Annotated in this window: 23 protein-coding genes; 12 read left to right on the forward strand and 11 right to left on the reverse strand. The window is 63.1% G+C overall.

The annotated features are described in order from the left end of the window. The first annotated feature begins 205 nt into the window (after positions 1–205). The 7 genes from ACIP1G_RS13935 (at position 206) to ACIP1G_RS13965 (ending at position 9,373) form a co-directional block, all read left to right on the forward strand. Entirely contained in the window at positions 206–1,204 is a 999-nt protein-coding gene (locus ACIP1G_RS13935) for a phosphate ABC transporter substrate-binding protein PstS (protein WP_400737806.1), read from the forward strand. A gap of 139 nt (positions 1,205–1,343) precedes the next feature. Continuing rightward, positions 1,344–3,632 (forward strand): phosphate ABC transporter permease, encoded by a 2,289-nt coding sequence (locus ACIP1G_RS13940; RefSeq protein ID WP_400737809.1) that lies wholly within the window; start codon positions 1,344–1,346, stop codon positions 3,630–3,632. A 71-nt stretch (positions 3,633–3,703) separates the two neighbouring features. Further along, the gene (gene pstA / locus ACIP1G_RS13945; protein ID WP_400737916.1) at positions 3,704–5,320 is read left to right on the forward strand and encodes a phosphate ABC transporter permease PstA; all 1,617 of its coding nucleotides are present in this window, start codon (positions 3,704–3,706) and stop codon (positions 5,318–5,320) included. Between the two features lie 101 nt (positions 5,321–5,421). Continuing rightward, positions 5,422–6,255 carry a phosphate ABC transporter ATP-binding protein PstB gene (gene pstB, locus ACIP1G_RS13950; RefSeq protein ID WP_400737812.1) on the forward strand — a complete coding sequence of 278 codons (834 nt, stop codon included), beginning with the start codon at positions 5,422–5,424 and terminating at the stop codon, positions 6,253–6,255. Positions 6,256–6,409: 154 nt separating this feature from the next. Next, the gene (gene phoU / locus ACIP1G_RS13955; RefSeq protein ID WP_400737815.1) at positions 6,410–7,180 is read left to right on the forward strand and encodes a phosphate signaling complex protein PhoU; all 771 of its coding nucleotides are present in this window, start codon (positions 6,410–6,412) and stop codon (positions 7,178–7,180) included. Positions 7,181–7,345: 165 nt separating this feature from the next. Then, complete coding sequence (locus ACIP1G_RS13960) at positions 7,346–8,236, forward strand: response regulator (RefSeq protein ID WP_400737818.1); 891 nt, start codon at positions 7,346–7,348, stop codon at positions 8,234–8,236. Between the two features lie 240 nt (positions 8,237–8,476). After that, on the forward strand, positions 8,477–9,373 hold the full coding sequence (locus ACIP1G_RS13965; RefSeq protein ID WP_400737820.1) for a peptidoglycan DD-metalloendopeptidase family protein: 897 nt from the start codon (positions 8,477–8,479) through the stop codon (positions 9,371–9,373). A gap of 117 nt (positions 9,374–9,490) precedes the next feature. Here the strand turns inward: ACIP1G_RS13965 and ACIP1G_RS13970 are convergent, their stop codons facing one another. The 3 genes from ACIP1G_RS13970 to phoB all read right to left on the reverse strand — a co-directional run bounded on the left by ACIP1G_RS13970 (position 9,491) and on the right by phoB (position 13,050). Further along, on the reverse strand, positions 9,491–10,831 hold the full coding sequence (locus ACIP1G_RS13970; RefSeq protein WP_400737823.1) for a hemolysin family protein: 1,341 nt from the start codon (positions 10,829–10,831) through the stop codon (positions 9,491–9,493). A gap of 173 nt (positions 10,832–11,004) precedes the next feature. Continuing rightward, positions 11,005–12,312, reverse strand: coding sequence for a phosphate regulon sensor histidine kinase PhoR (gene phoR / locus ACIP1G_RS13975; RefSeq protein ID WP_400737825.1), 1,308 nt, complete (start codon positions 12,310–12,312; stop codon positions 11,005–11,007). A gap of 48 nt (positions 12,313–12,360) precedes the next feature. Beyond that, complete coding sequence (phoB, locus tag ACIP1G_RS13980; RefSeq protein ID WP_003253341.1) at positions 12,361–13,050, reverse strand: phosphate regulon transcriptional regulator PhoB; 690 nt, start codon at positions 13,048–13,050, stop codon at positions 12,361–12,363. A 173-nt stretch (positions 13,051–13,223) separates the two neighbouring features. On the opposite strand from phoB, the gene ACIP1G_RS13985 reads away from it, so the two are divergent. Beyond that, entirely contained in the window at positions 13,224–13,592 is a 369-nt protein-coding gene (locus ACIP1G_RS13985; protein WP_400737827.1) for a hypothetical protein, read from the forward strand. Positions 13,593–13,695: 103 nt separating this feature from the next. Here ACIP1G_RS13985 and ubiA read toward each other — a convergent pair whose 3' ends face one another. Both ubiA and ACIP1G_RS13995 read right to left on the reverse strand, forming a co-directional pair. Then, entirely contained in the window at positions 13,696–14,586 is an 891-nt protein-coding gene (gene ubiA, locus ACIP1G_RS13990) for a 4-hydroxybenzoate octaprenyltransferase (RefSeq protein WP_400737830.1), read from the reverse strand. After that, positions 14,586–15,143, reverse strand: a complete 558-nt coding sequence (locus tag ACIP1G_RS13995; protein WP_400737833.1) for a chorismate--pyruvate lyase family protein — start codon at positions 15,141–15,143, stop codon at positions 14,586–14,588. Before ACIP1G_RS13995 ends, ubiA begins: the two co-directional genes overlap by 1 nt. 235 nt (positions 15,144–15,378) lie before the next feature. Here ACIP1G_RS13995 and ACIP1G_RS14000 point away from each other — a divergent pair, with 235 nt between their 5' ends. The 4 genes from ACIP1G_RS14000 (at position 15,379) to ACIP1G_RS14015 (ending at position 17,720) form a co-directional block, all read left to right on the forward strand. Continuing rightward, on the forward strand, positions 15,379–15,546 hold the full coding sequence (locus ACIP1G_RS14000) for a rubredoxin (protein WP_003253349.1): 168 nt from the start codon (positions 15,379–15,381) through the stop codon (positions 15,544–15,546). Between the two features lie 15 nt (positions 15,547–15,561). Next, positions 15,562–16,710 carry an NAD(P)/FAD-dependent oxidoreductase gene (locus tag ACIP1G_RS14005; RefSeq protein WP_400737836.1) on the forward strand — a complete coding sequence of 383 codons (1,149 nt, stop codon included), beginning with the start codon at positions 15,562–15,564 and terminating at the stop codon, positions 16,708–16,710. A 187-nt stretch (positions 16,711–16,897) separates the two neighbouring features. Then, positions 16,898–17,197, forward strand: a complete 300-nt coding sequence (locus tag ACIP1G_RS14010) for an HU family DNA-binding protein (protein ID WP_400737838.1) — start codon at positions 16,898–16,900, stop codon at positions 17,195–17,197. Between the two features lie 148 nt (positions 17,198–17,345). Next, positions 17,346–17,720: a helicase gene (locus ACIP1G_RS14015; protein ID WP_400737840.1), complete on the forward strand. Its 375-nt coding sequence runs from the start codon at positions 17,346–17,348 to the stop codon at positions 17,718–17,720. Between the two features lie 117 nt (positions 17,721–17,837). Here the strand turns inward: ACIP1G_RS14015 and ACIP1G_RS14020 are convergent, their stop codons facing one another. The 6 genes from ACIP1G_RS14020 to exbB form a co-directional block, all read right to left on the reverse strand. Beyond that, positions 17,838–19,241: an HDOD domain-containing protein gene (locus ACIP1G_RS14020; RefSeq protein ID WP_400737843.1), complete on the reverse strand. Its 1,404-nt coding sequence runs from the start codon at positions 19,239–19,241 to the stop codon at positions 17,838–17,840. 78 nt (positions 19,242–19,319) lie between these two features. Then, positions 19,320–21,398 (reverse strand): ATP-dependent DNA helicase RecG, encoded by a 2,079-nt coding sequence (recG, locus tag ACIP1G_RS14025; RefSeq protein ID WP_400737844.1) that lies wholly within the window; start codon positions 21,396–21,398, stop codon positions 19,320–19,322. A 3-nt stretch (positions 21,399–21,401) separates the two neighbouring features. Further along, entirely contained in the window at positions 21,402–22,328 is a 927-nt protein-coding gene (locus ACIP1G_RS14030) for a LysR substrate-binding domain-containing protein (protein ID WP_346644314.1), read from the reverse strand. A gap of 94 nt (positions 22,329–22,422) precedes the next feature. After that, positions 22,423–23,154 (reverse strand): energy transducer TonB, encoded by a 732-nt coding sequence (locus ACIP1G_RS14035; RefSeq protein WP_400737847.1) that lies wholly within the window; start codon positions 23,152–23,154, stop codon positions 22,423–22,425. Then, positions 23,151–23,579: a TonB system transport protein ExbD gene (gene exbD / locus ACIP1G_RS14040; RefSeq protein WP_013974803.1), complete on the reverse strand. Its 429-nt coding sequence runs from the start codon at positions 23,577–23,579 to the stop codon at positions 23,151–23,153. Before exbD ends, ACIP1G_RS14035 begins: the two co-directional genes overlap by 4 nt. A gap of 3 nt (positions 23,580–23,582) precedes the next feature. Next, a complete protein-coding gene (exbB, locus tag ACIP1G_RS14045) occupies positions 23,583–24,557 on the reverse strand; it encodes a tonB-system energizer ExbB (RefSeq protein ID WP_400737850.1) in 975 nt (324 codons plus the stop codon). Between the last annotated feature and the right edge of the window lie 153 nt (positions 24,558–24,710).

Consider the following 24,710-nt stretch of genomic DNA (forward strand, 5'->3'; position numbering starts at 1 on the left):
CTAAAGCCGCTCCTACAGGTATGTCACCGCCCCTGAGGCATGTGCAATTCCCTGTAGGAGCGGCTTTAGCCGCGAAGAGGCCAGACCTGCTTTCAGTGATGGCCTTTCATCCAATTGTCACATTCAAGTCATATCGTATTCATGCGGCCTCCCGATACTTGGGCCCGTTCCATTCAACCCCCAATATTCCTGCTAGGAGCAAGGCATGAAACTGAAGCGTTTGATGGCGGCCCTTACCTTCGCCGCCGCTGGCGTTGCAACCGCCAACGCGGTAGCCGCCGTCGATCCGTCGATCCCGACCTACACCAAGACCACCGGTGTATCGGGCAACCTCTCCAGCGTAGGCTCCGACACCCTGGCGAACCTGATGACGCTGTGGGCAGAGGCCTACAAGAAGGAATATCCGAACGTAAACATCCAGATTCAGGCTGCCGGCTCCTCCACCGCGCCACCCGCGCTGACCGAAGGCACCGCCAACCTCGGCCCGATGAGCCGCAAGATGAAGGACGTCGAACTGCAAGCCTTCGAGCAGAAATACGGCTACAAGCCGACCGCCATCCCGGTCGCTGTCGACGCCCTGGCTGTGTTCGTGCACAAAGACAACCCGATCAAAGGCCTGACCATGGCTCAGGTCGATGCCATCTTCTCCTCCACCCGCCTGTGCGGTGGCAAGGCCGAGATCAAGACCTGGGGCGACGTCGGCGTGACCGGCGACCTGGCCAACAAGCCAATCCAGCTGTTCGGCCGCAACTCGGTATCGGGCACCTACGGCTACTTCAAGGAAGAAGCCCTGTGCAAAGGCGACTTCAAGCCTAACGTCAACGAACAGCCTGGCTCGGCTTCGGTCGTGCAGTCGATCAGCTCCTCGCTGAACGGCATAGGCTACTCGGGCATCGGTTACAAGACCGCCAGCGTCAAGACCGTAGCCCTGGCCAAGAAAGAAGGCGGCGAGTTCGTTGAAGACAACGAAGCCAACGCCCTGAACGGTAGCTACCCGCTGTCGCGCTTCCTGTACGTCTACGTCAACAAGGCGCCGAACAAGCCTCTGGCCCCGCTGGAAGCCGAGTTCGTCAAGCTGGTGCTGTCGCAAGCTGGCCAGCAGGTCGTGGTGAAGGATGGCTACATCCCGCTGCCGGCCAAAGTCGTCGACAAGACCCTGGCTGACCTGGGCCTGTCGCACGCCGGTAACGTCGCAAAAAAGTAAGTAACTGAGGGGGCGGCCGGTGCTGATGCCCGGCCTCTTCCACGAGTTTTCAGCCCGAAGCCAGGCCCCCTGTGCGGCGGGCTTTCGTGCGTCACCACTTTGTAATGTTTTTGTCACACGGGACCGCTAGGGTGTGCGCATGAATGATCTGGCCAATTCCAACATGACCCAAAACTCCCAACCCGTGCGCATTGACTTCAATACGCCCGAGTTGCAACGCAAGCGCCGCATGCGCGCGCTCAAGGACCGCCTGACCCGCTGGTATGTACTGGTGGGCGGGCTTGCCGTATTGGCGGCAATCACCCTGATCTTCTTCTACCTGGCTTATGTGGTGCTGCCACTGTTCCAGGGTGCCGAGCTGACCAGCAAGAAAGCCCTGGCACCGACCTGGCTGCAGCAGGATGCCGGCAAGCCGCTGATGATCGCGCTTGAAGAGCAGAACCTGGTGGGTATGCGTGTTTCGGACAAGGGCCAGGCATTGTTCTTCGATACCAAGACCGGTAGCGAGCTAAAGCGTGTCGACCTGCCGGTGCCGGCAGATACCCAGGTTACTTCGATCAGTGCCGACCAGCCGGGTAGCCCGCTGGTGGTGCTGGGCTTGTCCAATGGCCAGGCATTGGTGTTCCACTACACCTACAAGATCACCTACCCGGACAACAAGAAGACCATTACCGCCAACATCGACTACCCGTACGGCGAGCAGCCGTTCGCGCTCGACGAGCAGGGCCGTGCGCTGGAGCACGTCAGCGTCAACGTCAACGGCGACACCCTGGTGCTGGCCGGCTCCACCGGTGCGCAACTGCAGGTGCTGGAGCTGACCCGCAGCGAAAACATGATGACCGAAGAGGTCACCACCGAGCAGAACCGCATCGTCCTGCCGCAGATGACCGAGGTGGTGAAGAACATCTTCATCGACCCGCGCCAGCAGTGGCTCTACGTGATCAACGGCCGCGCCACGGCCGATGTGTTCAGCCTGCGCGACAAGAGCCTCAATGGCCGCTACAAACTGTCCGAAAGCGCTGACACCGAAGTGACCGCCACCGGCCAGCTGGTCGGCGGTATCTCGCTGATCATCGGTGACTCCAAGGGCGGCCTGGCCCAATGGTTCATGGCCCGCGACCCGGACGGCGAGTCGCGTTTCAAGCAGATCCGCACCTTCCAGATGGGCAAGGCGCCAATCGTGCAGATTGATGCCGAAGAGCGCCGCAAGGGCTTCATCGCCCTCGATGCCGAAGGTAAGCTGGGCGTGTTCCACAGCACTGCGCACCGCACCCTGCTGGTCGAGCCGGCTGCCGAAGGCCCGGGCATCCTGGCCCTGTCGCCACGCGCCAACCGCATCATCATCGAACAGGGCGGCAAGCTGCTGCCGCTGAGCCTGCGCAACCCACACCCGGAAATCTCCTTCAGTGCGCTGTGGGGCAAGGTGTGGTACGAGAACTACGACGAGCCGAAATACGTCTGGCAATCGACGGCTTCGAACACTGACTTCGAGCCCAAGCTGAGCCTGTCGCCGCTGACCTTCGGTACCCTCAAGGCCGCGTTCTACGCGATGATCCTGGCAGCCCCGCTGGCCATTGCTGCCGCCATCTACACTGCCTACTTCATGGCCCCGGGCATGCGCCGCAAGGTCAAGCCGGTGATTGAGCTGATGGAAGCGATGCCGACGGTGATCCTCGGCTTCTTCGCCGGCCTGTTCCTCGCCCCGTACCTGGAAGGCCACCTGCCGGGCGTGTTCAGCCTGTTCCTGCTGATGCCGTTCGGCATCCTGCTGGCCGGCTTCACCTGGACCCGCCTGCCAGAGTCGATCCGCCTGCGCGTGCCGGATGGCTGGGAAGCGGCGATCCTGATCCCGGTCATCCTGTTCACCGGCTGGTTCGCCCTGACCATGAGCCCGCACCTGGAAAGCTGGTTCTTCGGCGGCGACATGCGCCTGTGGATCACCAATGACTTAGGCATCACCTACGACCAGCGCAACGCCCTGGTGGTGGGTATCGCCATGGGCTTCGCGGTCATCCCCAACATCTACTCGATTGCCGAAGACGCCGTGTTCAGCGTGCCGCGCAGCCTGACCCTGGGCTCGCTGGCCCTGGGTGCGACGCCTTGGCAGACCCTGACCCGCGTGGTCATCCTCACTGCCAGCCCGGGTATCTTCTCGGCGCTGATGATCGGCATGGGCCGTGCAGTGGGCGAGACCATGATCGTGCTGATGGCCACCGGCAACACCCCGGTGATGGAGATGAACCTGTTCGAGGGCATGCGCACCCTGGCCGCCAACGTGGCCGTGGAAATGCCCGAATCGGAAGTCGGCGGCAGCCACTATCGCGTGCTGTTCCTGGCCGCGCTGGTGCTGCTGATGTTCACCTTCATCATGAACACCTTGGCCGAGCTGATTCGCCAGCGTCTGCGCAAGAAATACTCGTCGCTTTGATAGAAAGGTAGCGATCCGTGAAAAAGGATTCCCTAAAAGGCTGGTTCAAGAGCGGCGCCCCAGGTGTCTGGATGAGCGGCGCCGCGGTGGCGATGGCGGTGATCATGACCGTCGGCCTGCTGGCGGTAATCGCCGTACGCGGTCTGGGCCACTTCTGGCCGGCCGACCTGGTCCAGGCCACCTACAAGGTGCCGGGCCAGGCCGATCTCGTCGTCATCGGCGAAGTGGTGCAAAAGGAAGAGGTACCCCGTGCCCGCCTGAAGGGTGCTGGCCTGCCGGTACCGGACCAAGGCCCGGAGTTCATGACCCGCGAGCTGATCAAGGTGGGTAACCGTGACCTTAACGGCAGCGACTTCACCTGGGTGGTCGGTGACTGGCTGGTGGACGAACAGCGCCCAGCCGACCTGATCGCCCTGGAGCGCCGCGAGTGGGGCAACTTCTATGGCTACCTGGTCAGCGTCAAGGAAGAGGGCCGTGTGGTCGCCGAGGGCCCTGCCGCCTGGAACGAGCTGCAAACCCGCCTCAAACGTGCCAGCCAGCTCAACAGCGAGCTGCAGCAGCTGGAGAAGAAGGACATCGGTGCCATCAACCATGGCCTCGAACGCCTGCGCCTGCAGGCCCGCAAGCTGGAGCTGCACGGCAAGCTGGACGCCGCCGCCCAGGCCGACATGGACGCCGACCGCGCCGAACTGAACAACCGCTACAAAGCCATCGAAGACCGCCTCAGCGGCCTGCACCAGGCCTTTGCCCGTGACAGCCTGGTGGCGCGCGACGGCAACGGCCGTGAAGTGGAAATCAACCTGAGCAAGGTGGTGCACGCCATCCAGCCGAACGGCATGTCCGCATTCACCAAGCTGGGCACCTACTTCGCCAAGGTCTGGGAGTTCCTCAGTGACGACCCGCGTGAAGCCAACACCGAAGGCGGTATCTTCCCGGCCATCTTCGGTACCGTGATGATGACCCTGATCATGGCCGTGATCGTCACCCCGTTCGGTGTGCTGGCAGCCGTTTACCTGCGTGAATATGCCCGGCAGGGGCCGGTGACGCGCCTGATCCGCATCGCGGTGAACAACTTGGCGGGTGTACCGGCGATCGTCTACGGCGTATTTGGCCTGGGCTTCTTCGTCTATGTGCTGGGGGGCTCGATCGACCGTCTGTTCTTCCCCGAATCGCTGCCGGCGCCGACCCTGGGTACCCCAGGCCTGCTGTGGGCATCGCTGACCCTGGCGCTGCTGGCGGTGCCGGTGGTGATCGTGGCCACCGAAGAAGGCCTGGCGCGTATCCCGCGTACCGTGCGCGAGGGCTCGCTGGCCCTGGGCGCGACCAAGGCCGAGACCCTGTGGAAGATCGTCCTGCCCATGGCCAGCCCGGCGATGATGACCGGTATGATCCTCGCTGTGGCGCGCGCCGCTGGTGAAGTGGCGCCGCTGATGCTGGTGGGTGTGGTGAAGCTGGCGCCGTCGCTGCCGGTGGACGGTAACTACCCGTACCTGCACCTTGACCAGAAGATCATGCACCTGGGCTTCCACATCTACGACGTCGGCTTCCAGAGCCCTAACGTCGAAGCCGCGCGGCCGCTGGTTTACGCCACGGCGCTGCTGCTGGTGATGGTGATCGCCGCCCTCAACCTTTCGGCGGTGTGGATCCGTAACCACCTGCGCGAGAAGTACAAGGCGCTGGACAGCTGATTGAAGCTTTAAGCCACAAGCGGCAAGCTCCAAGCAGATTGCCGCTTTGCCCAAACTTGCAGCCTGCAGCTCGAAGCTTGCAGCTACAAACGGAGTCAACCATGCAGAACGAATCCCACACCCATGGCATCGACATGTCTGCCCTGGGCCGTAACAAGCAGAGCCTGCGCCTGGCCGAAGAAACCGTGGCCATCGAAGTACCGGGCCTGAGCCTGTTCTACGGCGACAAGCAAGCCTTGTTCGACGTCAGCATGAACATCCCCAAGCAGCGCGTGACTGCCTTCATCGGCCCGTCCGGCTGCGGCAAGTCGACCCTGCTGCGCACCTTCAACCGCATGAACGACCTGGTTGACGGCTGCCGCGTGGAAGGCGCCATCAACCTGTACGGCAACAACATCTACCGCAAGGGCGAGGACGTGGCCGAGCTGCGCCGCCGTGTGGGCATGGTGTTCCAGAAGCCCAACCCGTTCCCCAAGACCATCTACGAGAACGTGGTCTACGGCCTGCGCATCCAGGGCATCAACAAGAAGCGTGTGCTCGACGAAGCGGTCGAGTGGGCACTGAAGGGCGCGGCCCTGTGGGACGAGGTCAAGGACCGCCTGCACGATTCGGCACTGGGCCTGTCCGGTGGCCAGCAGCAGCGTCTGGTCATCGCCCGCACCATCGCCGTGGAGCCGGAAGTGCTGCTGCTCGACGAACCGTGCTCGGCACTGGACCCGATCTCGACCCTGAAGGTCGAAGAACTGATCTACGAATTGAAATCCAAGTACACCATCGTCATCGTCACCCACAACATGCAGCAGGCGGCCCGCGTTTCGGACTACACCGCGTTCATGTACATGGGCAAACTGGTCGAATTCGGGGATACCGATACCCTGTTCACCAACCCGGCCAAGAAGCAGACCGAAGACTACATCACCGGTCGCTACGGCTAAGCGCCGCTCGTGATGAGCACCTGGCCCCTGTAGGAGCGGGTTTACCCGCGAAGCAGGCGGCTCGGTGCCTGGCACCGGCTTCGCCGGTGTTCGCGGCGGTTCGACGCCTCGATGAACCCGCTCCTACAGGGCCGCGCTACCAAAGGACAAAACGATGATCAACAAAGAAAGCCTTACACACCATATTTCCCAGCAATTCAACGCCGAGCTGGAAGAGGTGCGCAGCCACCTGCTGGCCATGGGCGGCCTGGTCGAAAAGCAGGTCAATGACGCGGTTACCGCGCTGATCGAAGCCGATTCGGGCCTGGCCCAGCAAGTGCGCGAAGTTGATGAGCAAATCAACCAGATGGAGCGCAACATCGACGAAGAGTGCCTGCGCATCCTCGCCCGTCGCCAGCCGGCGGCCTCCGACCTGCGCCTGATCATCAGCATCTCCAAGTCGGTGATCGACCTGGAGCGCATCGGTGACGAGTCGACCAAGATCGCCCGCCGTGCCATTCAGCTGTGCGAAGAAGGCGAGTCCCCGCGTGGCTACGTCGAGGTGCGCCACATCGGCGACCAGGTGCGCAACATGGTGCGTGATGCGCTGGATGCCTTTGCCCGCTTCGACGCCGACCTGGCGCTGTCGGTGGCCCAGTACGACAAGACCATCGACCGCGAGTACAAGACCGCCCTGCGTGAGCTGGTGACCTACATGATGGAAGACCCGCGCTCGATCTCGCGGGTGCTCAGCGTGATCTGGGTGCTGCGTTCGCTGGAGCGTATCGGCGACCATGCGCGCAACATCTCCGAGCTGGTGATCTACCTGGTGCGCGGCACCGACGTGCGCCACATGGGCCTCAAGCGCATGACTGCAGAAGTGCAGGGCACCGCCATCGCCGACGGCGAAAAGGCTAATGTTCCGGGCGAATCTGACGATAACTAAGGTTGCTCCCGAGCATCGACGCCCGGCCTTGGCCGGGCGTTTTCGTTTGCGGTCGAGGAGCCGGCAGGCACACGCGAACGATGTGAAGAAGTCCCGGCGTGACCGAGGTTGTAGCAAATGGCCATTATTTGGCAGTAGGCTAGTCGGGATTGAAAAGGAGTCTCAATGAGTAAAGTGAATGTGCTGGTCGTGGATGACGCCCCGTTTATCCGTGACCTGGTCCGCAAGTGCCTGCGCAATGCCTTCCCGGGCATGGCCATCGACGACGCCGTCAATGGTCGCAAGGCCATGGCCATGTTGGGCAAGGACGCGTTCGACCTGGTGCTGTGCGACTGGGAGATGCCGGAAATGTCTGGCCTGGAACTGCTCACTTGGTGCCGCCAGCAGCCTGCGCTGAAAAACCTGCAGTTCATCATGGTGACCAGCCGTGGCGACAAGGAAAACGTCATTCAGGCGATCCAGGCGGGCGTTTCCGATTTTGTCGGCAAGCCATTCACCAACGAGCAGTTGCTGACCAAGGTGAAAAAGGCGCTGGCCAAGATCGGCAAGCTCGACAGCCTGATGGCCATCGGCCCGGCGCGAGTCAATTCGGCGTTTGCCAACGATTCGCTGAATGCGTTGACCGCCGGCAAGCCGGAAGTGGCCAAGGTGACAGCCCCTGCACCCGCGCCGGCCAAGCCATTGGTAACTGCACCCACGCCTGCTGCCCCTGCGCCAAGCGGCCGTGGCCAGGGCCAGTTGCGCTTGGCCAGCGGCATGCAGCCGTGCGTGATCAAGGCGCTGAGCCTGAAGGAAGCGCTGCTGGTGGTGCGCCGCAGCGAAGCGCTGCCGCAGGTGCTGGAAGGTGCAGTGCTGGACCTGGAGCAGGGTGAGAGCGCCGAAGTTGCGCGCCTGAACGGCTACCTGCATGCCGTCGCGGCGCTTGAGCCAAAGCCGGACAGTGACTGGCTGCAACTGACCTTCAAGTTCGTCGACCAGGATGCGCAGAAGCTCGACTACCTGTCGCGGCTGATTGCCCGTGGGACTGCGCAGAAGCACTTCACCCCCGGCGCCTGACCCAAACCTCACACCGCACTTTATGTAGGAGCGGCCTTGTGTCGCGATAGGGCTGCGCAGCAGCCCCAGGATTTCAGCGTCGAGGCATGAATTTCTGGGGCCGCTTCGCGGCCCTATCGCGACGCAAGGCCGCTCCTACAAAAAGCCTGCGCAGCCCTGAGCCATCCGACCAACTGCAATACTCGCCAGCAAACCCGCTGCTAGGCTTCGACAGATCGCAACTGTCAAAAAGCCACTATCATGCCCGCGCGCCTGCTGCTGTTCTGTGCATTGCTCATGGCCTCGGCGTCGAGCCTGGGTGTGACCCTCTACAAGATCACCGACGAGTCCGGAGTCATCTCCTATTCCGACCGCCCAGGCCCTGGCGCCAAGCCTTTGGTGTTGCTCGAACCCATGGTCGAAACGCTCGAAGGCCAGGTACTGCTGAACGCCAAAACCTTCGACGGCGGCGTGAGTTTCTCGGCCCGCAACGAGTTGCATGTGCCGGTGGAGGTGGAGCTGCGCCTGGATAACCTGGTGAACGCCCAGGGCGGCGATGCCCCGCGTATCGTGCGCCGGCTGCTGCCGCCGCACACCACGCAATTGCTCAGCGTGCTCAGGGGGCGGCCCGGGCTGCTGCTGAACTACCGTTCGACCCTGCTGCAGGCCATGGGTGACCCGGGCAAGCGGCCGCAGGGCTTCCGCTATGCGTTCCCGTGGCTCGGCGGGCCGTTCCGCGTGACCCAGGGCCCCAATGGTCGAGTCAGCCATTTTGGCCCCAAAGGGCGCTACGCCATGGACATCGCCATGCCAGAAGGCACCACGATCATCGCAGCGCGGGAAGGGGTGGTGGTGAAGACACAGAACAACCAGAGCGGGCGTGAGCCCAACCCGTCAGGCAACTTTGTCAGGATCCTGCATGCGGACGGCACCATGGGCGTGTACCTGCACCTGATGCGCGGTTCGGTGGTGGTGGCAGAGGGGCAGCGGGTGCGGCAGGGGCAGATGCTGGCCAAGTCGGGCAATACCGGCAACAGCACCGGGCCGCACCTGCATTTCGTGGTGCAGCGCAATGTGGGGTTGGCGCTGGAGTCGATACCTTACCGGTTCGACCGGCCGATCAGCGGGTTGCCGGACTTTACTGCGGGTAATCCTTGAGATTTTGGGGCCGCTCTGCGGCCCTTTCGCGACACAAGGCCGCTCCTACAGAAATGCGCAAATCCTGTGTAGGAGCGGCCTTGCGTCGCGATGGGCTGCGCAGCAGCCCCATGGCCCTCAATCCAGCTTCAGTACCTTGGCCAATACAATCTTCGGCCCTTTCATCTTCTTGATGATGATGCGCAGCCCTTCGACCTCCAGCACTTCCTCTTCTTCAGGCACGCGCTTGAGCGTCTCGTAGATCAGGCCAGCCAGGGTCTCTGCTTCGATGTGGTCGAGGTCAATGCCCAGCAGCCGCTCGACCTTGAACAGTGGCGTGTCGCCGCGCACCAGCAGCTTGCCCGGCTGGTAGGCGAGGATGCCGCGCTCGGTCTTGCGGTGCTCGTCCTGAATGTCGCCCACCAGCACTTCCAGCACGTCTTCCATGGTCAGGTAACCGATTACCTTGCCATCAGCTTCCTCTACCAGCACGAAGTGCGCGCCACCCTTGCGGAACTGCTCCAGCAGCTGCGCCAGCGGCATGTGCCGCGACACGCGCTCCAGCGGCCGGGCCAAGTCGTCTAGGTCGATGGTCTCGGGCAAGTGCTCAAGTTCTGCCAGCTCCAGCAGCAAGTCCTTGATATGCAGCAGGCCGATAAATTCCTCGCGCTCGGCGTCGTACACCGGGTAGCGGCTGAACTTGTGACGGCGCACCAGGGCCAGGATCTGCTTCAGCGGCGCATGGGCGTCGATGCTGACCATGTCTTCGCGCGAGTTGGCCCAGTCGACCACTTCCAGTTCGCCCATTTCCACGGCTGAAGCGAGCACACGCATGCCCTGGTCACTCGGGTCCTGGCCACGGCTGGAGTGCAGGATCAGCTTCAGTTCTTCGCGGCTGTAGTGGTGTTCGTGGTGCGGGCCAGGCTCGCCCTGGCCGGCAATGCGCAGGATGGTGTTGGCGCTGGCATTGAGCAGGTAGATGGCCGGGTACATCGCCCAGTAGAACAGGTACAGCGGCACTGCAGTCCACAGCGACAGCAGCTCGGGCTTGCGGATGGCCCACGACTTGGGCGCCAGCTCGCCGACCACGATGTGCAGGTACGAGATGACGAAGAAGGCGACGAAGAACGACACGCCTTTGATCAGCTCGGGCGAGTCGACACCGAAGTACGCCAGTAGCGGCTCGAGCAGGTGGGCAAACGCCGGCTCACCGACCCAACCCAGGCCCAGCGAGGCCAGGGTGATGCCCAGCTGGCAGGCCGACAGGTAGGCGTCGAGCTGGTTGTGTACCTTGCGCAGGATGTTGCCGCGCCAGCCATGCTGCTCGGCGATGGACTCCACGCGGGTGGCGCGCAGCTTGACCATGGCGAACTCGGCGGCAACGAAGAAGCCGTTGAGCAGCACCAGCAGGAAGGCAAAGATGATCATGCCGAAATCGGCGAATAACGAGGTGAGGCTGATACCAGGGGAAGGGTCCATGATGGAGTTTTTACGGGGTCCGTCTTAGAAATAGAGAGAAAAAAAGTGCCAGCTCTAGCTGGCACAGGGGATCCAATGTAGCGGCTGGGGCCGCAAAAGCAAAGGGTACTGGATTTATTGCGGTCCCTGTGGGTGCGGGCGTGCCCGCGAAGGGCTGCGCAGCAGCCCCAATCTCAACCCTTGCCGTTAGCCAATTGTGCCGGCGCAAAGTGACAGGTAAAGGTACTGCCATGCCCCGGCACACTGCTGATCTCCAGCTTGCCGCGGTGGCGCATCAGCACATGTTTGACAATCGCCAGCCCCAGCCCGGTGCCGCCGGTATTCGATGCACGGCTGGAATCCACCCGGTAGAAGCGCTCGGTCAGGCGTGGCAGGTGCTTGGCGTCGATACCTACCCCCGAGTCCTGCACCGACAAGTGCGCGCCCTGGGCATCGGCCCACCAGCGGATACGGATATTGCCTTCATCCTGGGTGTACTTGACCGCGTTGAACACCAGGTTGGAAAAGGCGCTGCGCAGCTCCGACTCGCTGCCCTTGAGCTTGATGCCGGGTGCAGCCTCCAGGGTGATGCGCTGGTTGCGCGGCCCGGACAGGGCCTGGGCGTCGTTCTTGATGGCGGCGAGCAAGGCATCGACCGCCACCGGCTGGTTGTCCGACGGGTAGTCGGTGGCTTCCAGCTTGGCCAGCAGCAGCAGGTCGTTGAGCAGGGTCTGCATGCGCGAACCTTGCTGGCTCATCTGCTGCAGGGCCCGGCCCCAGCGCGGGTTCACGTCCTCGACGTTGTCCAGCAGGGTTTCCAGGTAGCCGGTGATCACCGTCAGCGGTGTGCGCAGCTCGTGGGACACGTTGGCGACGAAGTCCTTGCGCATCTGTTCCAGCTGGTGGATGCGGGTAACATCGCGCACCAGCATCAGGTGCTCGTTGTTGCCGTAGCGGGTGATGTGCAGCTGAACGCGCATGCGGTCGTTGATCGGCGAGGGGATTTCCAGCGGTTCGAGGTAGTTCTCCGCCTCGAAGTATTCCTTGAAGCGCGGGTGACGCACCAGGTTGGTCACTTGCTGGCCGCCATCTTGCGGGGTCTTGAAGCCCAGCAGGGTCTCGGCGGCGCGGTTCCACCATTCCAGGTTGCCGTCGCTGTCGAGCATGATCACCGCGTCACGCAGCGCGGCGGTGGACTCCTGCACCCGGTCGATCACCGCCTGCAGGCGGCCGCGCACGCGCTGGTCGCGGCGTTGCAGGTGGTAGATGCTGTCGAACACCTCGCCCCACAGGCCGTAGCCATCGGGCGGAGCTTCTTCGGGCTGGTGGTTGCGCAGCCAGTCATGCAGGCGCAGCAGTTGCTTGAGGGTCCAACCCAGGTACAGCGCCAGGCCAATGGCCAGGCTCCAGCCGTAATAGCCGCTGACCAGGCCGCCGATCAGGCAGACGGTGATCAGCAGCAACAGGTGGCGAATCAGGGTCGCGTGCCAGTTCTGGTTCAAATGACGGTCCTTGTACAACGACGTGCAGCTTGGCGCTTTTGAACTCGATCAGCTCTTGGTCGAGAAGCGGTAGCCAGTGCCCCGGACGGTTTGTACCAGATTTTCGTAGGCTTCACCCAGCGCCTTGCGCAGGCGACGGATGTGCACGTCGACCGTGCGCTCCTCGACATACACGTTGCCGCCCCACACCTGGTCGAGCAGCTGGCCACGGGTGTAGGCGCGCTCCTGGTGGGTCATGAAGAACTGCAGCAGGCGGTACTCGGTAGGGCCCATCTCGGCCGGCTTGCCGTCGATGGTCACGCGGTGGCTGATCGGGTCGAGCAGCAGGCCGCCGACTTCGATCGGCGCTTCGCTGTCGCTCGGGCCGGTGCGGCGCAGCACGGCCTTCAGGCGCGCGACCAGCTCACGCGGCGAGAATGGCTTGGTGATGTAGTCGTCAGCACCCACTTCCAGGCCCTGGATCTTGTTGTCCTCTTCACCCTTGGCGGTGAGCATGATGATCGGAATGTCGCCGGTCAGCTCGTCGCGCTTGAGGCGGCGGGCCAGCTCGATGCCGGAGGTGCCGGGCAGCATCCAGTCGAGCAGGATCAGGTCCGGCTTGCGGTCGACGATGATCGCGTGGGCCTGCTGGGAATTTTCCGCTTCCAGGCAGTCATAGCCGGCCATTTCCAGGGCAACGGCGATCATCTCGCGAATAGGCGCTTCGTCGTCGACGATCAGAATGTTCCTGCCAACCATGCTCAAAACCTCTCCTGGATTCGGTGTCTTGGCCCGCATTAGATAACGGAATTATTGCAGCTGTGTGACAGGGTGTTGGCCGTTCTGGCGACATTCCGTGACTGAACTAGGCTACACAGGGCCGCTGTTGCGGCAACCTGAACCCAATTCCCCCCGAAACAATGGTGAATCCAATGACACGACAAACGCTGAGCTGGATGGCCCTTTTCGCTGCGCTGGCGCTCCCGGGGGTGGCGTCGGCCCACCATGCCATGGAGAAGGACGGCATGTGGGTCGATCATGCCGGCATGACCCTGTATACCTTTGACAAGGATGCGGGTGGCAAGTCGATGTGCAATGGCGAATGCGCTACCAACTGGCCGCCGTTGATGGTCAGTGATGGTGAAAAAGCCGAGGGCAAGTGGACGCAGATCAAGCGTGATGACGGCAAGATGCAGTGGGCCTATGACGGCAAGCCGCTGTACACCTTCATCAAGGACAAGAAGGCCGGGGACAAGACCGGTGATGGCGTGAAAGACGTCTGGCACATCGCCAAACCCTGAACAGCGCCACATAGCGTTGTAGGAGCGGGTTTACCCGCGAATGCGGTGGTGCAGCAGACATCGCATTCGCGGGTAAACCCGCTCCTACAAGGCTGGTGAAGTCTCAGCGCAACGCGTAATCTAGCACCACCCCGATGAACACCAACAACCCCGCCCAGTGGTTGTGCAGAAACGCCTTGAAGCAGGACTCCCGGTCCAGCTTGCGCGTCGACCAGTATTCCCAGGCAAAGCACGCCGCCGCACCCAGCAGCCCCAGGTGGAACCAGCCACCCAGGTCAAAGCGGCTACCCGCCAGCAACAAGCAGCCCAGCGACAGCAGCTGCAAGGTCAGGATGATGGTGCGGTCCGCCTCACCAAACAGGATCGCCGTCGACTTCACGCCAATCTTCACGTCGTCATCACGGTCGACCATGGCGTAGTAGGTGTCGTAACCCACTGTCCACAGCAGGTTGGCGATATACAGCAGCCAGGCGCTGGCCGGCAGTTCGCCACCGACGGCAGTGAAGGCCATGGGAATGCCCCAGGAATACGCTGCCCCCAGCACCACTTGCGGGTAATAGGTATAGCGCTTCATGAACGGGTAGCAGAACGCCAGCGCCACCGCGCCAAACGACAGCCACACGGTCTGGCTATTGGTGCACAGCACCAGCAGGAAGCTTACCCCGACCAGAATGGCGAACAGCGCCAGCGCCTCGCGTGGCCGCACCCGGCCACTGGCCAGCGGGCGGTCGGCGGTGCGCTTGACGTGGCCGTCCACCTTGCGGTCGGCAAAGTCGTTGATGCAGCAGCCTGCGGCGCGCATCAGCACCACGCCAAGGCCGAATATCAGCACGTTGGCCAAAGTGGGCGAACCGTTGCCGGCAATCCACACTGCCGTCAGGGTCGGCCACAGCAGCAGGTAGATACCGATCGGCCGGTCCATGCGGCTGAGCTGGACAAAGTCCCAGGCCCGCGGGTGCAGGCGGTTGAGCGACTTGAGCAGTTGCAGGTACATCAGCGGTTTTCCTCCTTGGCCGCTTGCCACAATGCCGGCAGGAACACTTCTGCCACCAGCAAGTCCAGGCCGCCACGCTCAAAGCGCGAGCGCCGGCCCCAAAGCGCCGCATGGGCGGCTTCGGGAGGCAGCCAGGCTTGTGGATAACTGCACACTTCGAGCGGGTGGCGGATAAACGCCTGGTCGCAGAACAGCAACTCGCCCAGCGAGCGGCTGCCCAGGGTTTCCAGGTCCAGCCCGCCGCGTTCCAGGGCACTGCGGCTGGCCACGCTGCGGGCGAACACCCACGGCTGGCCATGGCCACGCAGGTACACCTCGCGCACCCAGCCTTCGGCGCCGGCAGCGATGCCCAGCGCCTGGCACTCGTCATCGCGCAGCGCTTGCCAGCCCTCGAACAGCGGGGTGACGGAGAAGTGATCGTTGGACAGGCGGGTCAGGCGGCGGGTCAGCGAGCCCTCGTCGAACAGCCAGTCAAGGGTAGGCTGGTCGATGTCGGTGGCCAGCTGTGAATACGGCAGCCACGCGACAGCGGCTGCTTGCGGGGATTCGTACGACACGTCGGTCTGCTTGTTACAACCAGAGAGGCGGCGAGCTTAGCATGATTGCCCCGACTGCTTGCATACTGCCGGCAGGGCCGCTACAAAGCCCCCACGAATTGCGCGCTGGCTTCTTCGCGGGTAAACCCGCTCCTACAGTCTTGAGCCTGCGGTGATCCCTGTAGGAGCGGCTTTAGCCGCGAAGAGGCCCTCAGCAGCAACACAAAGCCCAGCCCGAACCGAGGAAAAAGACCTGATGAAAAAGTGGCAATGTATTGTCTGTGGCCTGATCTACGACGAAGCCGAAGGCTGGCCCGACGACGGCATCGCCCCCGGCACCCGTTGGGAAGACGTACCGGAAGACTGGCTGTGCCCCGACTGTGGCGTTGGTAAAAGCGACTTTGAAATGATTTCCATCGGCTAATTGAGGAAGCACGACATGACGTCCCCTGTGGTAATCATCGGTACCGGCCTTGCGGGCTACAACCTGGCCCGTGAATTTCGCAAGCTCGATGCGCAGACGCCGCTGCTGCTGATCACCGCCGATGACGGTCGTTCCTACTCCAAGCCGATGCTCTCCACGGGCTTTGCCAAGCAGAAGGGCGCCGACGGCTTGTGTATGGCCGAGCCGGGCGCCATGGCCGAGCAACTTCAGGCCGAGATCCGCACGCATACCCGCATCAGCGGCATCGACCCCGGCCACAAGCGCCTGTGGATTGGCGAAGAGGCCGTGGAATACCGCGACCTGGTGCTGGCCTGGGGCGCGCAGACCGTGCAGGTGCCGGTCGAAGGTGACGGCAGCCACCTGGTGTTCCCGATCAACGACCTGGAAGACTACGCGCGCTTCCGTGCTGCCGCTGTCGGCAAGCAGCGCGTATTGATCCTCGGGGCTGGCCTGATTGGCTGCGAGTTCGCCAACGACATGAGCCTGGGTGGCTTCCAGGTCGATGTGGTCGCGCCGTGTGAGCAGGTCATGCCGACCCTGCTGCACCCGGCCGCTGCGGCGGCGGTGCAGAGCGGGCTGGAAGGCCTGGGCGTGCGCTTCCACCTGGGGCCGGTGCTTAACCGCCTGCAGCAGCTGGACCACGGCCTGGAGGCGCACCTGTCGGATGGCAGCGTAATCGCCTGCGACCTGGTGGTTTCGGCGATCGGCCTGCGCCCGCGCACCGACCTGGCTGCCGCAGCCGGCTTGCAGACCAATCGCGGCGTCAGTGTTGACCGCGAGTTGCGTACATCCCACGCCAACATCTTCGCCCTTGGCGACTGTGCCGAGGTCGATGGTATCAACCTGCTCTACGTGATGCCGCTGATGAGCTGTGCCCGTGCGCTGGCGCAAACCCTGGCTGGCAAGCCGACCGCAGTCGCCTATGGGCCGATGCCGATCACCGTGAAAACCCCGGCCTGCCCTCTGGTGGTTTCGCCACCGCCCCAAGGGCGCGAAGGCACGTGGCAGGTGGAGGGGCAGGGCAGTGACCTCAAGCTGCTTTGCCTGGATGCTGACGGCAAATTGCTGGGCTATGCCCTGACGGGAGCAGCAGTCATGGACAAGCTGGCGCTGAATCGCCAGTTGCCAGCAGTAATGGCGTAAATAGCGGGCGTTCTGTCGGATTTATCCTGTTGTTGCCTGCACAATGGCCGCCCAGATACTGGCGCGGCCCCTGAGCACGTGCCATTCTCACTCCCGTCTGCCGCAGATTAGAGCCTGCGGTGCCTTGAGCGCTGCTCCCAAAGGCAGCACGGCATAACAACAAGAATTCCGTCAAAGAGGCTTCACTATGCGCAAACCAGAACTCGCCGCCGTCATCGCCGAAAAGGCCGATCTGACCAAGGAAAAGGCCAATCAGGTTTTGAACGCGATTCTCGACAGCATCACCGGCGCCCTGGACAAGGACACCGTGACCCTGGTCGGTTTCGGCACCTTCGAAAAACGCCATCGCGGCGCGCGTACCGGCAAGAACCCGCAAACCGGTGAGCCGGTCAAGATCAAGGCCAGCAACACCGTGGCCTTCAAGCCAGGCAAAAACCTGCGCGACAGCGTCAACGCCCCCGTCAAGCCGGCCAAGAAGGCCAAGTGATCGCACCCTGACAACCCCAGTGTCAGCCAAGCGGGCGCCTCAGGGCGCCCGTTGTGCTTTCTGCAGGCAAAATGTTTCGAACTTGCATAAATAGTTCTGGAAAAGGATAAACTGCGCGCCTTAGTCACTTTTAATTCGAGGCGCGCTGATGAAGTTCCGCTTTCTCCTCTGGGCCATGGGGCTGTTGATGGCCAGGGCCAGCCGTAACAACCCGGCGTTCCAGCAGCAACTCAAGGGCAAGGATTTGGTGTTCCAGATGCAGACCTTGGACGGCAAGGTTGCCCGGCACTTCATCGTCGATAACGAGCGCATCAGCAGCAAGGGCGGCGCGCACCCGCAACCGGCCTTCGCCATTGCCTTCAAGGACGCAGCCTACGGCTTCGCTACGATGCAGGCGGGCAACAAGCAGTTGGCGTTCATGCAGGGGATTCAGGACAAGAACATCCAGATCAAGGGCAATCCGGCGTTGGTGATGTGGTTTCAGGGGTTGATGAAGTACCTGAAGCCGAAGAAGAAGGGCTGAAACCCAACAGGCTGATGGCTCACGCGTACCCTGTGGGAGCGGGTTTACCCGCGAATGCTGCAGTGAATCCACCGACGCATTCGCGGGTAAACCCGCTCCCACAGGGGGCCAACAACCTCAATGCGGTGTGTGGAACTGCGAAGCCAGTTCACGCAACAGGCTCTCGGCCTCCAGCACCTTGTTCACCGCCTCCTCGGCCTTGTCCCGGGTAATCCCCAACCGCTCCAGCAGCTGGTCAGGAATTTCCTCCAGCGGCCCCGAACCAATCCCCCGCGAGCGCAGCAGGCGCGTCGCCAGGCACACCAGGTTGGGGAAGGCGGAATACTCGCCCTCGTACGCCGGGTCATGCTGGAAGCGCAGCGCTGTGCACAACTCTTCCGGCATGTCCCACAGCTTCATCAGCCAGGCGCCGATCTGCTCGCGGCTGATGCCCAGCAGGTGCTGTTCCACGTAGGTGTGGCTCAGGTGAGGGTTAACCTCCAGGTGGCGGCAGATCAACGAAAAGTGCGGCGGGAATACGTGCGCCAGCAGCAGGTAGCCAAAGTTGTGCAGCAGCCCGGCCAAGTAGGTAAGGCCGGCCTCGGGGCGTTCAGCCCGTGGCATGGCGCGGGTCAGGCCTTCGATGATAGCGGCCGTGTAGATCGACTGTTGCCAGTACGGCGTGGCCTGCTGTGGGTGGTCTTTCGGCAGGCTTAGGGATTTGCCCAGTGCCAGGCCCAAGGCCAGGTTGATCACCAGGTCGAAGCCCAGCACACGCACGATGGCGTCTTCCACCGAGCGGATCTTGCCCGGGGAGGCGTAGTAAGGCGATGCTGCCCAGCTCACTACCTGCGCCGCCAGCGCCGGGTCGGTTTCGACCACGCCAGTGATGTCATCGATGCTGGCGTTGGGGTCTACCCGCAGCTTGATGATTTTTTGCGCGGTGTCGGCAAGCGGTGGGATTTCGATGGTTTCTTCCAGGCGCTTCTGGATGCGCCGGGCAGTGAAGGCCTGCACAGCATTGGTGATTTCCCGGGTGTCGTCATCGGGGCGGTCGAGGTTGGGGCTGATGGCCTCGACTTCCTGGCCAAAGCTGCTGGCACTGGCCTTGGCCAGCATGCGCTTGAAGTCCGCGCGCTCGATTGCCAGCAGCAGGCCGGCTTCACCCGACTGGATATACACGGTCTCGACGTCGAGCAGTCTCTTTTCGTATTGGCACGGCGAGCTGGTTAGCGCCGGGATGGCCGGCAAGGCCTTGAGCAGGTGCTTGTCGAGCATCTGCTTCAGGCGCGGCACCGACACGGCAGTGAGCTTGCGCCCGGTCAGTTCGGCCAGGCGGTTCAGGTCCAGCAACTGGCTCTGTGGGAACAGCACCATCAGGGCGCCGACCTCGTCGTCGAGCAGCACGGCTTGTACCCGCGAGGCCGCCGGCAGGTGCGGGTGTTCGACTACCTCACGGTAGGCCACGCCCAGCTTGTCGAGCAGCAGCCTGATGACCGAGGGTGTGTGTGGGGTTGCGGTGTCCAGGGCAACTTCAGTCATGGTCCGTATCCACTGATGCTTTTAAACGCGAAGTATAACCAGCCTGGTGGCAAATCTGGATCCATTATGGGACCGAGGTCACACTTGGCCATATTGCTGGCCATGGCGCAGCCAGCGGTCGAGCAGCGGGCTGACGTGATCCGGCCAGCGTGCGATCAGGGCCTGAGCGGCGTCGCGCACGGCCGGCAGCAGGTCGGCGTCGCGCATCAGGTCGGCGACCTTGAACTGCAGCAGGCCAGTCTGGCGGGTGCCAAGCATCTCGCCGGGGCCCCTCAGCTCCAGGTCTTTTTCGGCGATGATGAAGCCGTCGTTGGTCTCGCGCATGATCCCCAGGCGCTCGCGGCCGATCTGCGACAGCGGCGGGTGGTACAGCAGCACGCAATGGCTGACAGCACTGCCCCGGCCTACCCGGCCACGCAGCTGGTGCAACTGGGCCAGGCCCAGGCGCTCGGGGTTCTCGATGATCATCAGGCTGGAATTGGGCACGTCCACGCCTACCTCGATGACCGTGGTGGCGACCAGCAGTTGCAGTTCACCAGCCTTGAACTGCGCCATGATTTCGGCTTTTTCTGCCGGTTTCATGCGCCCGTGTATCAGCCCCACCCGCAGTTCGCCCAAGGCGCTGCCAAGCTCCTCGTAGGTGCTTTCGGCGGCCTGGCAGGTCAGCTCTTCGGACTCTTCGATCAGGGTGCACACCCAATAGGCCTGGCGCCCCTCGGCGCAGGCGGCGCGTACCCGCTCGACCACTTCGAAGCGGCGGCTGTCAGCCACCAGCACGGTGTTCACCGGGGTACGCCCGGGCGGTAGCTCATCAAGCACCGAGGTATCCAGGTCGGCGTAGGCGCTCATGGCCAGGGTGCGCGGAATAGGCGTAGCGGTCATGATCAGCTGGTGTGGGCACAGCTCGCCGGCCACGCCCTTCTTGCGCAGGGCCAGGCGCTGTTGCACGCCAAAGCGGTGCTGTTCATCGATGATCGCCAGGGCCAGGTGCTTGAACTTCACTTCTTCCTGGAACAGCGCATGGGTGCCAACCACCATCGGCGCACCGTTGGCGATCTGCTCCAGGGACGCAGCCCGGGCCTTGCCCTTGAGCTTGCCAGCCAGCCAGGCCACTTCGATGCCCAGTGGTTCAAGCCAGCGTTTGAAGGTGATGTAGTGTTGTTCAGCGAGGATCTCGGTGGGCGCCATCAACGCCACCTGGTAGCCGGCCTCCAGGGCCTGCAACGCGGCCAGGGCAGCGACCACGGTCTTGCCGGCACCCACGTCGCCCTGCACCAGGCGCATCATCGGCTCGTGCTGGCTGAGGTCGTAGGCAATTTCGTTGGCCACCCGCTGCTGCGCGCCAGTCGGCTGGAAGCCCAGGTTGGCCAGGTATTGCGCCTGCAGGCGCGTGGCCTTGGGCAGTACCGGCGCCCGCAGGCTGCGCAGGCTTTCGCGCAGGCGCTGTTGCGAAAGCTGGTGGGTCAGCAGTTCTTCGAAGGCCAGGCGGTGCTGAGCCCAGTGGTGACCCAAGGCCAGTTCGTCGACGTCGGCGTCGGCTGGCGGGTTGTGCAGGTAGCGGATGGCATCGTCCAGCGGTGCCAACTGATAGTCGCGGGCCAGTTCGTCGGGCAGCCAGTCGGGCAGGCTGCGCGGGCCAAGCAGGCCCAGGCTCTGCTGGCACAGCAGGCGCAGGCGTTGTTGGGTAAGGCCTTCGGTAGACGGGTAGATCGGTGTCAGGGTCTGATCGACCGGAGGCGGCGGTTCGTCGCCGTTCAGGGCGCGATACTCCGGGTGGTAGATTTCCAGGCCCGAAGCGCCGGGGCGGGCTTCGCCGTAGCAACGCAGGTGGGTGCCACGCTTGAGGCCTTCCTTCTGCGCGTTGCTGAAGTGGTAGAAGCGCAGGCTCAGCACGCCGCTGCCATCACCCAGGCGCACCACCAGGCTGCGGCGCTTGCCCATGGTCACGTCGGCACCGCTGACCACGCCCTCGATCACTGCGTCCTGGCCAGGGCGCAACTGACCGATCGGCACCACACGGGTGCGGTCCTGGTAGCGCAGGGGCAGATGGAACAGTACGTCCTGCAGGTTTTCCAGGCCGACCTTGGCGAGTTTTTCCGCCATGGCCTCGCCAACCCCCTTGAGCACCGTTACCGGGACCTTCGACAGCTCACTCATGGCTCAGGCCGGTTGTTCCGCGGGCGCTTTGGCCACCGAGCACAGGCGGATCGAGTCGGCGAGGATCTCGATGGCCTTGGGCCGCGGGAAGCTGGCGCGCCAGGCGATAGCCACGGTGCGGAATGGTGCCGGTGCAGTCAGCGGGCGCACTTCGATCACGCCGGGAGCGTAATGGTGGCTGTGCACAGCGGACAGCGGCAGGATCGATACGCCAAGGCCCGAGGCCACCATGTGGCGGATGGTTTCCAGCGAGCTGGATTCGACCGTGGTGTGTTTGGCCCCTTCACCGCCTTTGTTCAGCGTTGGGCAAGCTTCCAGTACCTGGTCGCGGAAGCAGTGGCCCTCACCGAGCAGCAGCAGGCTCTTGTCGTTAAGCATGGCAGTATCGATGGTCTTTTTCGCCGTCCACGGGTGGTCGGCCGGCATCAAGGCGCAGAACGGCTCATCGTAAAGCGGCAGGGTCAGCACGTCGGCTTCGTTGAACGGCAGGGCGATGATCACCGCATCCAGTTCGCCGTTACGCAGCTTTTCGCGCAGTACATGGGTGAAGTTTTCTTCGATGTACAGCGGCATTTGCGGCGCCACGCGGTGCAACTGCGGGATCAGGTGCGGGAACAGGTACGGGCCAACGGTATAGATGGCGCCGACCTTGAGCGGGGCGGTCAGCTGGTTCTTGCCGGCCTGGGCCAGCTCGCGAATGCCCTGGGCCTGCTCCAGGACCTTTTGTGCCTGGGCGACGATGCTTTCGCCAACCGGGGTCAGGCGCACCGCGCTCTTGCTGCGCTCGAAGATCAGAACGCCAAGCTCATCCTCGAGCTTCTTCACCCCGACCGACAGGGTCGGCTGGCTCACGTGGCAGCGCTCGGCGGCATGGCCGAAGTGCTGTTCCTGGGCGAGTGTGACGATGTAGCGTAATTCTGTGAGGGTCATAACGTGCGTCCATGAAGTTGCGGGCCCAGCATAGCGGCTGCAATCGATAGACGCACGTTATCAGACTTGCCGATTTGTGACAGAAGCAAAAGTCTTAGCGGCGGTCCAGCGAGTAGACGAACGGTGCCACGACTTCAATCGTGCCATTGTTCAGCAACTCAGGTGGCGGCTTGGGTACCGTGCCGGCCCGACGGATCATTTCCAGGGTCGCCCGGTCCAGTGCAGCACTGCCCGAACCACCGGCCATGGAGTACGACACCACCTTGCCTTCGGCGTCGACCACGAAGCGCAGGCGGTTGATGCCCTGCAGGCCGCGACGGCGCGCGTCTTCCGGGTAACGCTTGTACTTGGCCAGGTGACGCAGCAGGTCACTCTGCCAGGTCGGCAGGGCGTTGCTGTTGGACGCGATGCTCGGTGCCGGTGCCGCAGACTTCTGCGGTGGCGTGTTGCTCGGCGGTGCGTCTACCGTTTCCTCGGTTGGTGGTGCCTCCTTCGGCGGCTCAGGCTTTTTCTCGGGCTTGGGCGGTTGTGGCTTGGCCTTCGGCTTGGGCGGCTTGGGGATGGCGATCTTGGGCTTGGGTGCCTCCACCAGCTTCGGCAGCGGTGGTTCTTCGACCGGCGCCGGTGGCTGCGGAGCTGCCTTTGGAGGTGGTGGTGGCGCAGGCTCCGGCAACGGTGCCAGTTCGACCATCATGGCTGCCGGGGGCAGCTCGATGGCCTGGGGCACCGACCAGTTGAGCGTCAGCAGCACGGCGACTACGTGCACGCCCAGCACGATCGCCAGGCTGCCACCGTAGCGCGCCATGTTTGAGCGCGTTTTTGTCATTTCTTGGCTGCCGTCTCGAGACCTACCAGACCGACTTTCAGGTAGCCGGCCGCGCGCATGTTGTTCATCACTTCCATCAGGTCACCGTAATCCACGCCTTTGTCGGCCTGGAAGAAGATGGTGGTTTCCTTGTCACCCTTGGTCTTGGCGTCGAGCATCGGGCCAAGCTGGTCGGGTGCCGGAACCTGATCGTCGCCGACGTACAGCTTCTGGTCGGCCTTGACGCTGACGAACACCGGTTTCTCGGGCCTCGGCGCCGGTTTGGCGGTCGAGGCCGGCAGGTCGACCTTGATGTCGACCGTGGCCAGGGGGGCTGCGACCATGAAGATGATCAGCAGCACCAGCATCACGTCGATGAACGGCGTAACGTTGATTTCGTGGTTTTCGGCGAGGTCGTCGCCACCTTCGTTGAGATGCAGGCCCATGGCTTACCCCACTTTCACCATGTGCGGGGCAGCGCGCTCGCTGCCCTGGTGGTCCAGGTCACGGCTGACCAGCAGCAGTACCTGGGCGGAGGCGTCGGACACCTGGGCCTTGTAGCCGGCAATGGAGCGGGCGAAGACGTTGTAGATGACCACTGCAGGGATTGCCGCGACCAGGCCCAGGGCGGTGGCCAGCAGGGCTTCGGCGATACCTGGGGCAACCACGGCCAGGTTGGTGGTCTGGGTCTTGGCGATGCCGATGAAGCTGTTCATGATGCCCCATACGGTACCGAACAGGCCGACGAAGGGTGCGGTGGAACCGATGGTGGCGAGTACGCCGGTGCCATTGCTCATGTTGCGGCCGCTGGCGTGCACCAGGCGCTCCAGGCGGAAGCTGACGCGTTCCTTGATGCCTTCTTTCTCGCGGGCATTGGCCGACAGGCGCATCTCTTCGAGGGCGTCATGGACCAGGGTGTGGGCCAGGGTGCCTTCCTTGTTGGAGACATCGCTGGCTTCTTTCAGGCTGGCGGACTTCTTCAGTTGGGCGATTTCACCACGCAGGCGACGCTTGGCGCCCATCAGCTCGAAGCCTTTGGCAATCCAGATGGTCCAGGTGATGATGGAGGCGATGGCCAGGCCGATCATGACGATCTTCACGACGATGTCGGCGTTCTTGTACATGCCCCATGGGGACAGGTCGTGGGCCATGCCCAGCGAGGTATCTTCAACCAGGGCTTCGACGCTTGGGTCTACTGCAGCAGGTGCCTCAACCGGGGTGGTGGCAGCTGCGCCGGCAGCAGGCGCCTGCGCATCGGCTGCCGGGGCAGCTACCGGAGCAGTGGCGGCGGCAGGGGTGGCAGCGTTGGCGGTTGGCTCATCGGCCATGGCCACCGGGGCCAGCACCAGGCTGAGTGTCAGCGCGGCGATGGCGCGCCAGGCGCGCGACGGGGTTGGCGAAGCGGAAGGTTGAGTACGTGTCATGCTGGCCGGACCTGATGAAGAAAAAAGTGAGCGTTCTCCAAGGCCTCGAGGTAGGCCGAGAACAAATTGGCGGCCATTATTGCAAGTAATTCTTGTTAACAAAAGCAATCTTGTTGCTTTTTTCGCCTATGGTCTAGCCATCCATCGTGTAGC

It is taken from the genome of Pseudomonas sp. NPDC089392 (assembly GCF_044749595.1).
In the GTDB taxonomy this organism is placed as follows: Bacteria; Pseudomonadota; Gammaproteobacteria; order Pseudomonadales; family Pseudomonadaceae; genus Aquipseudomonas.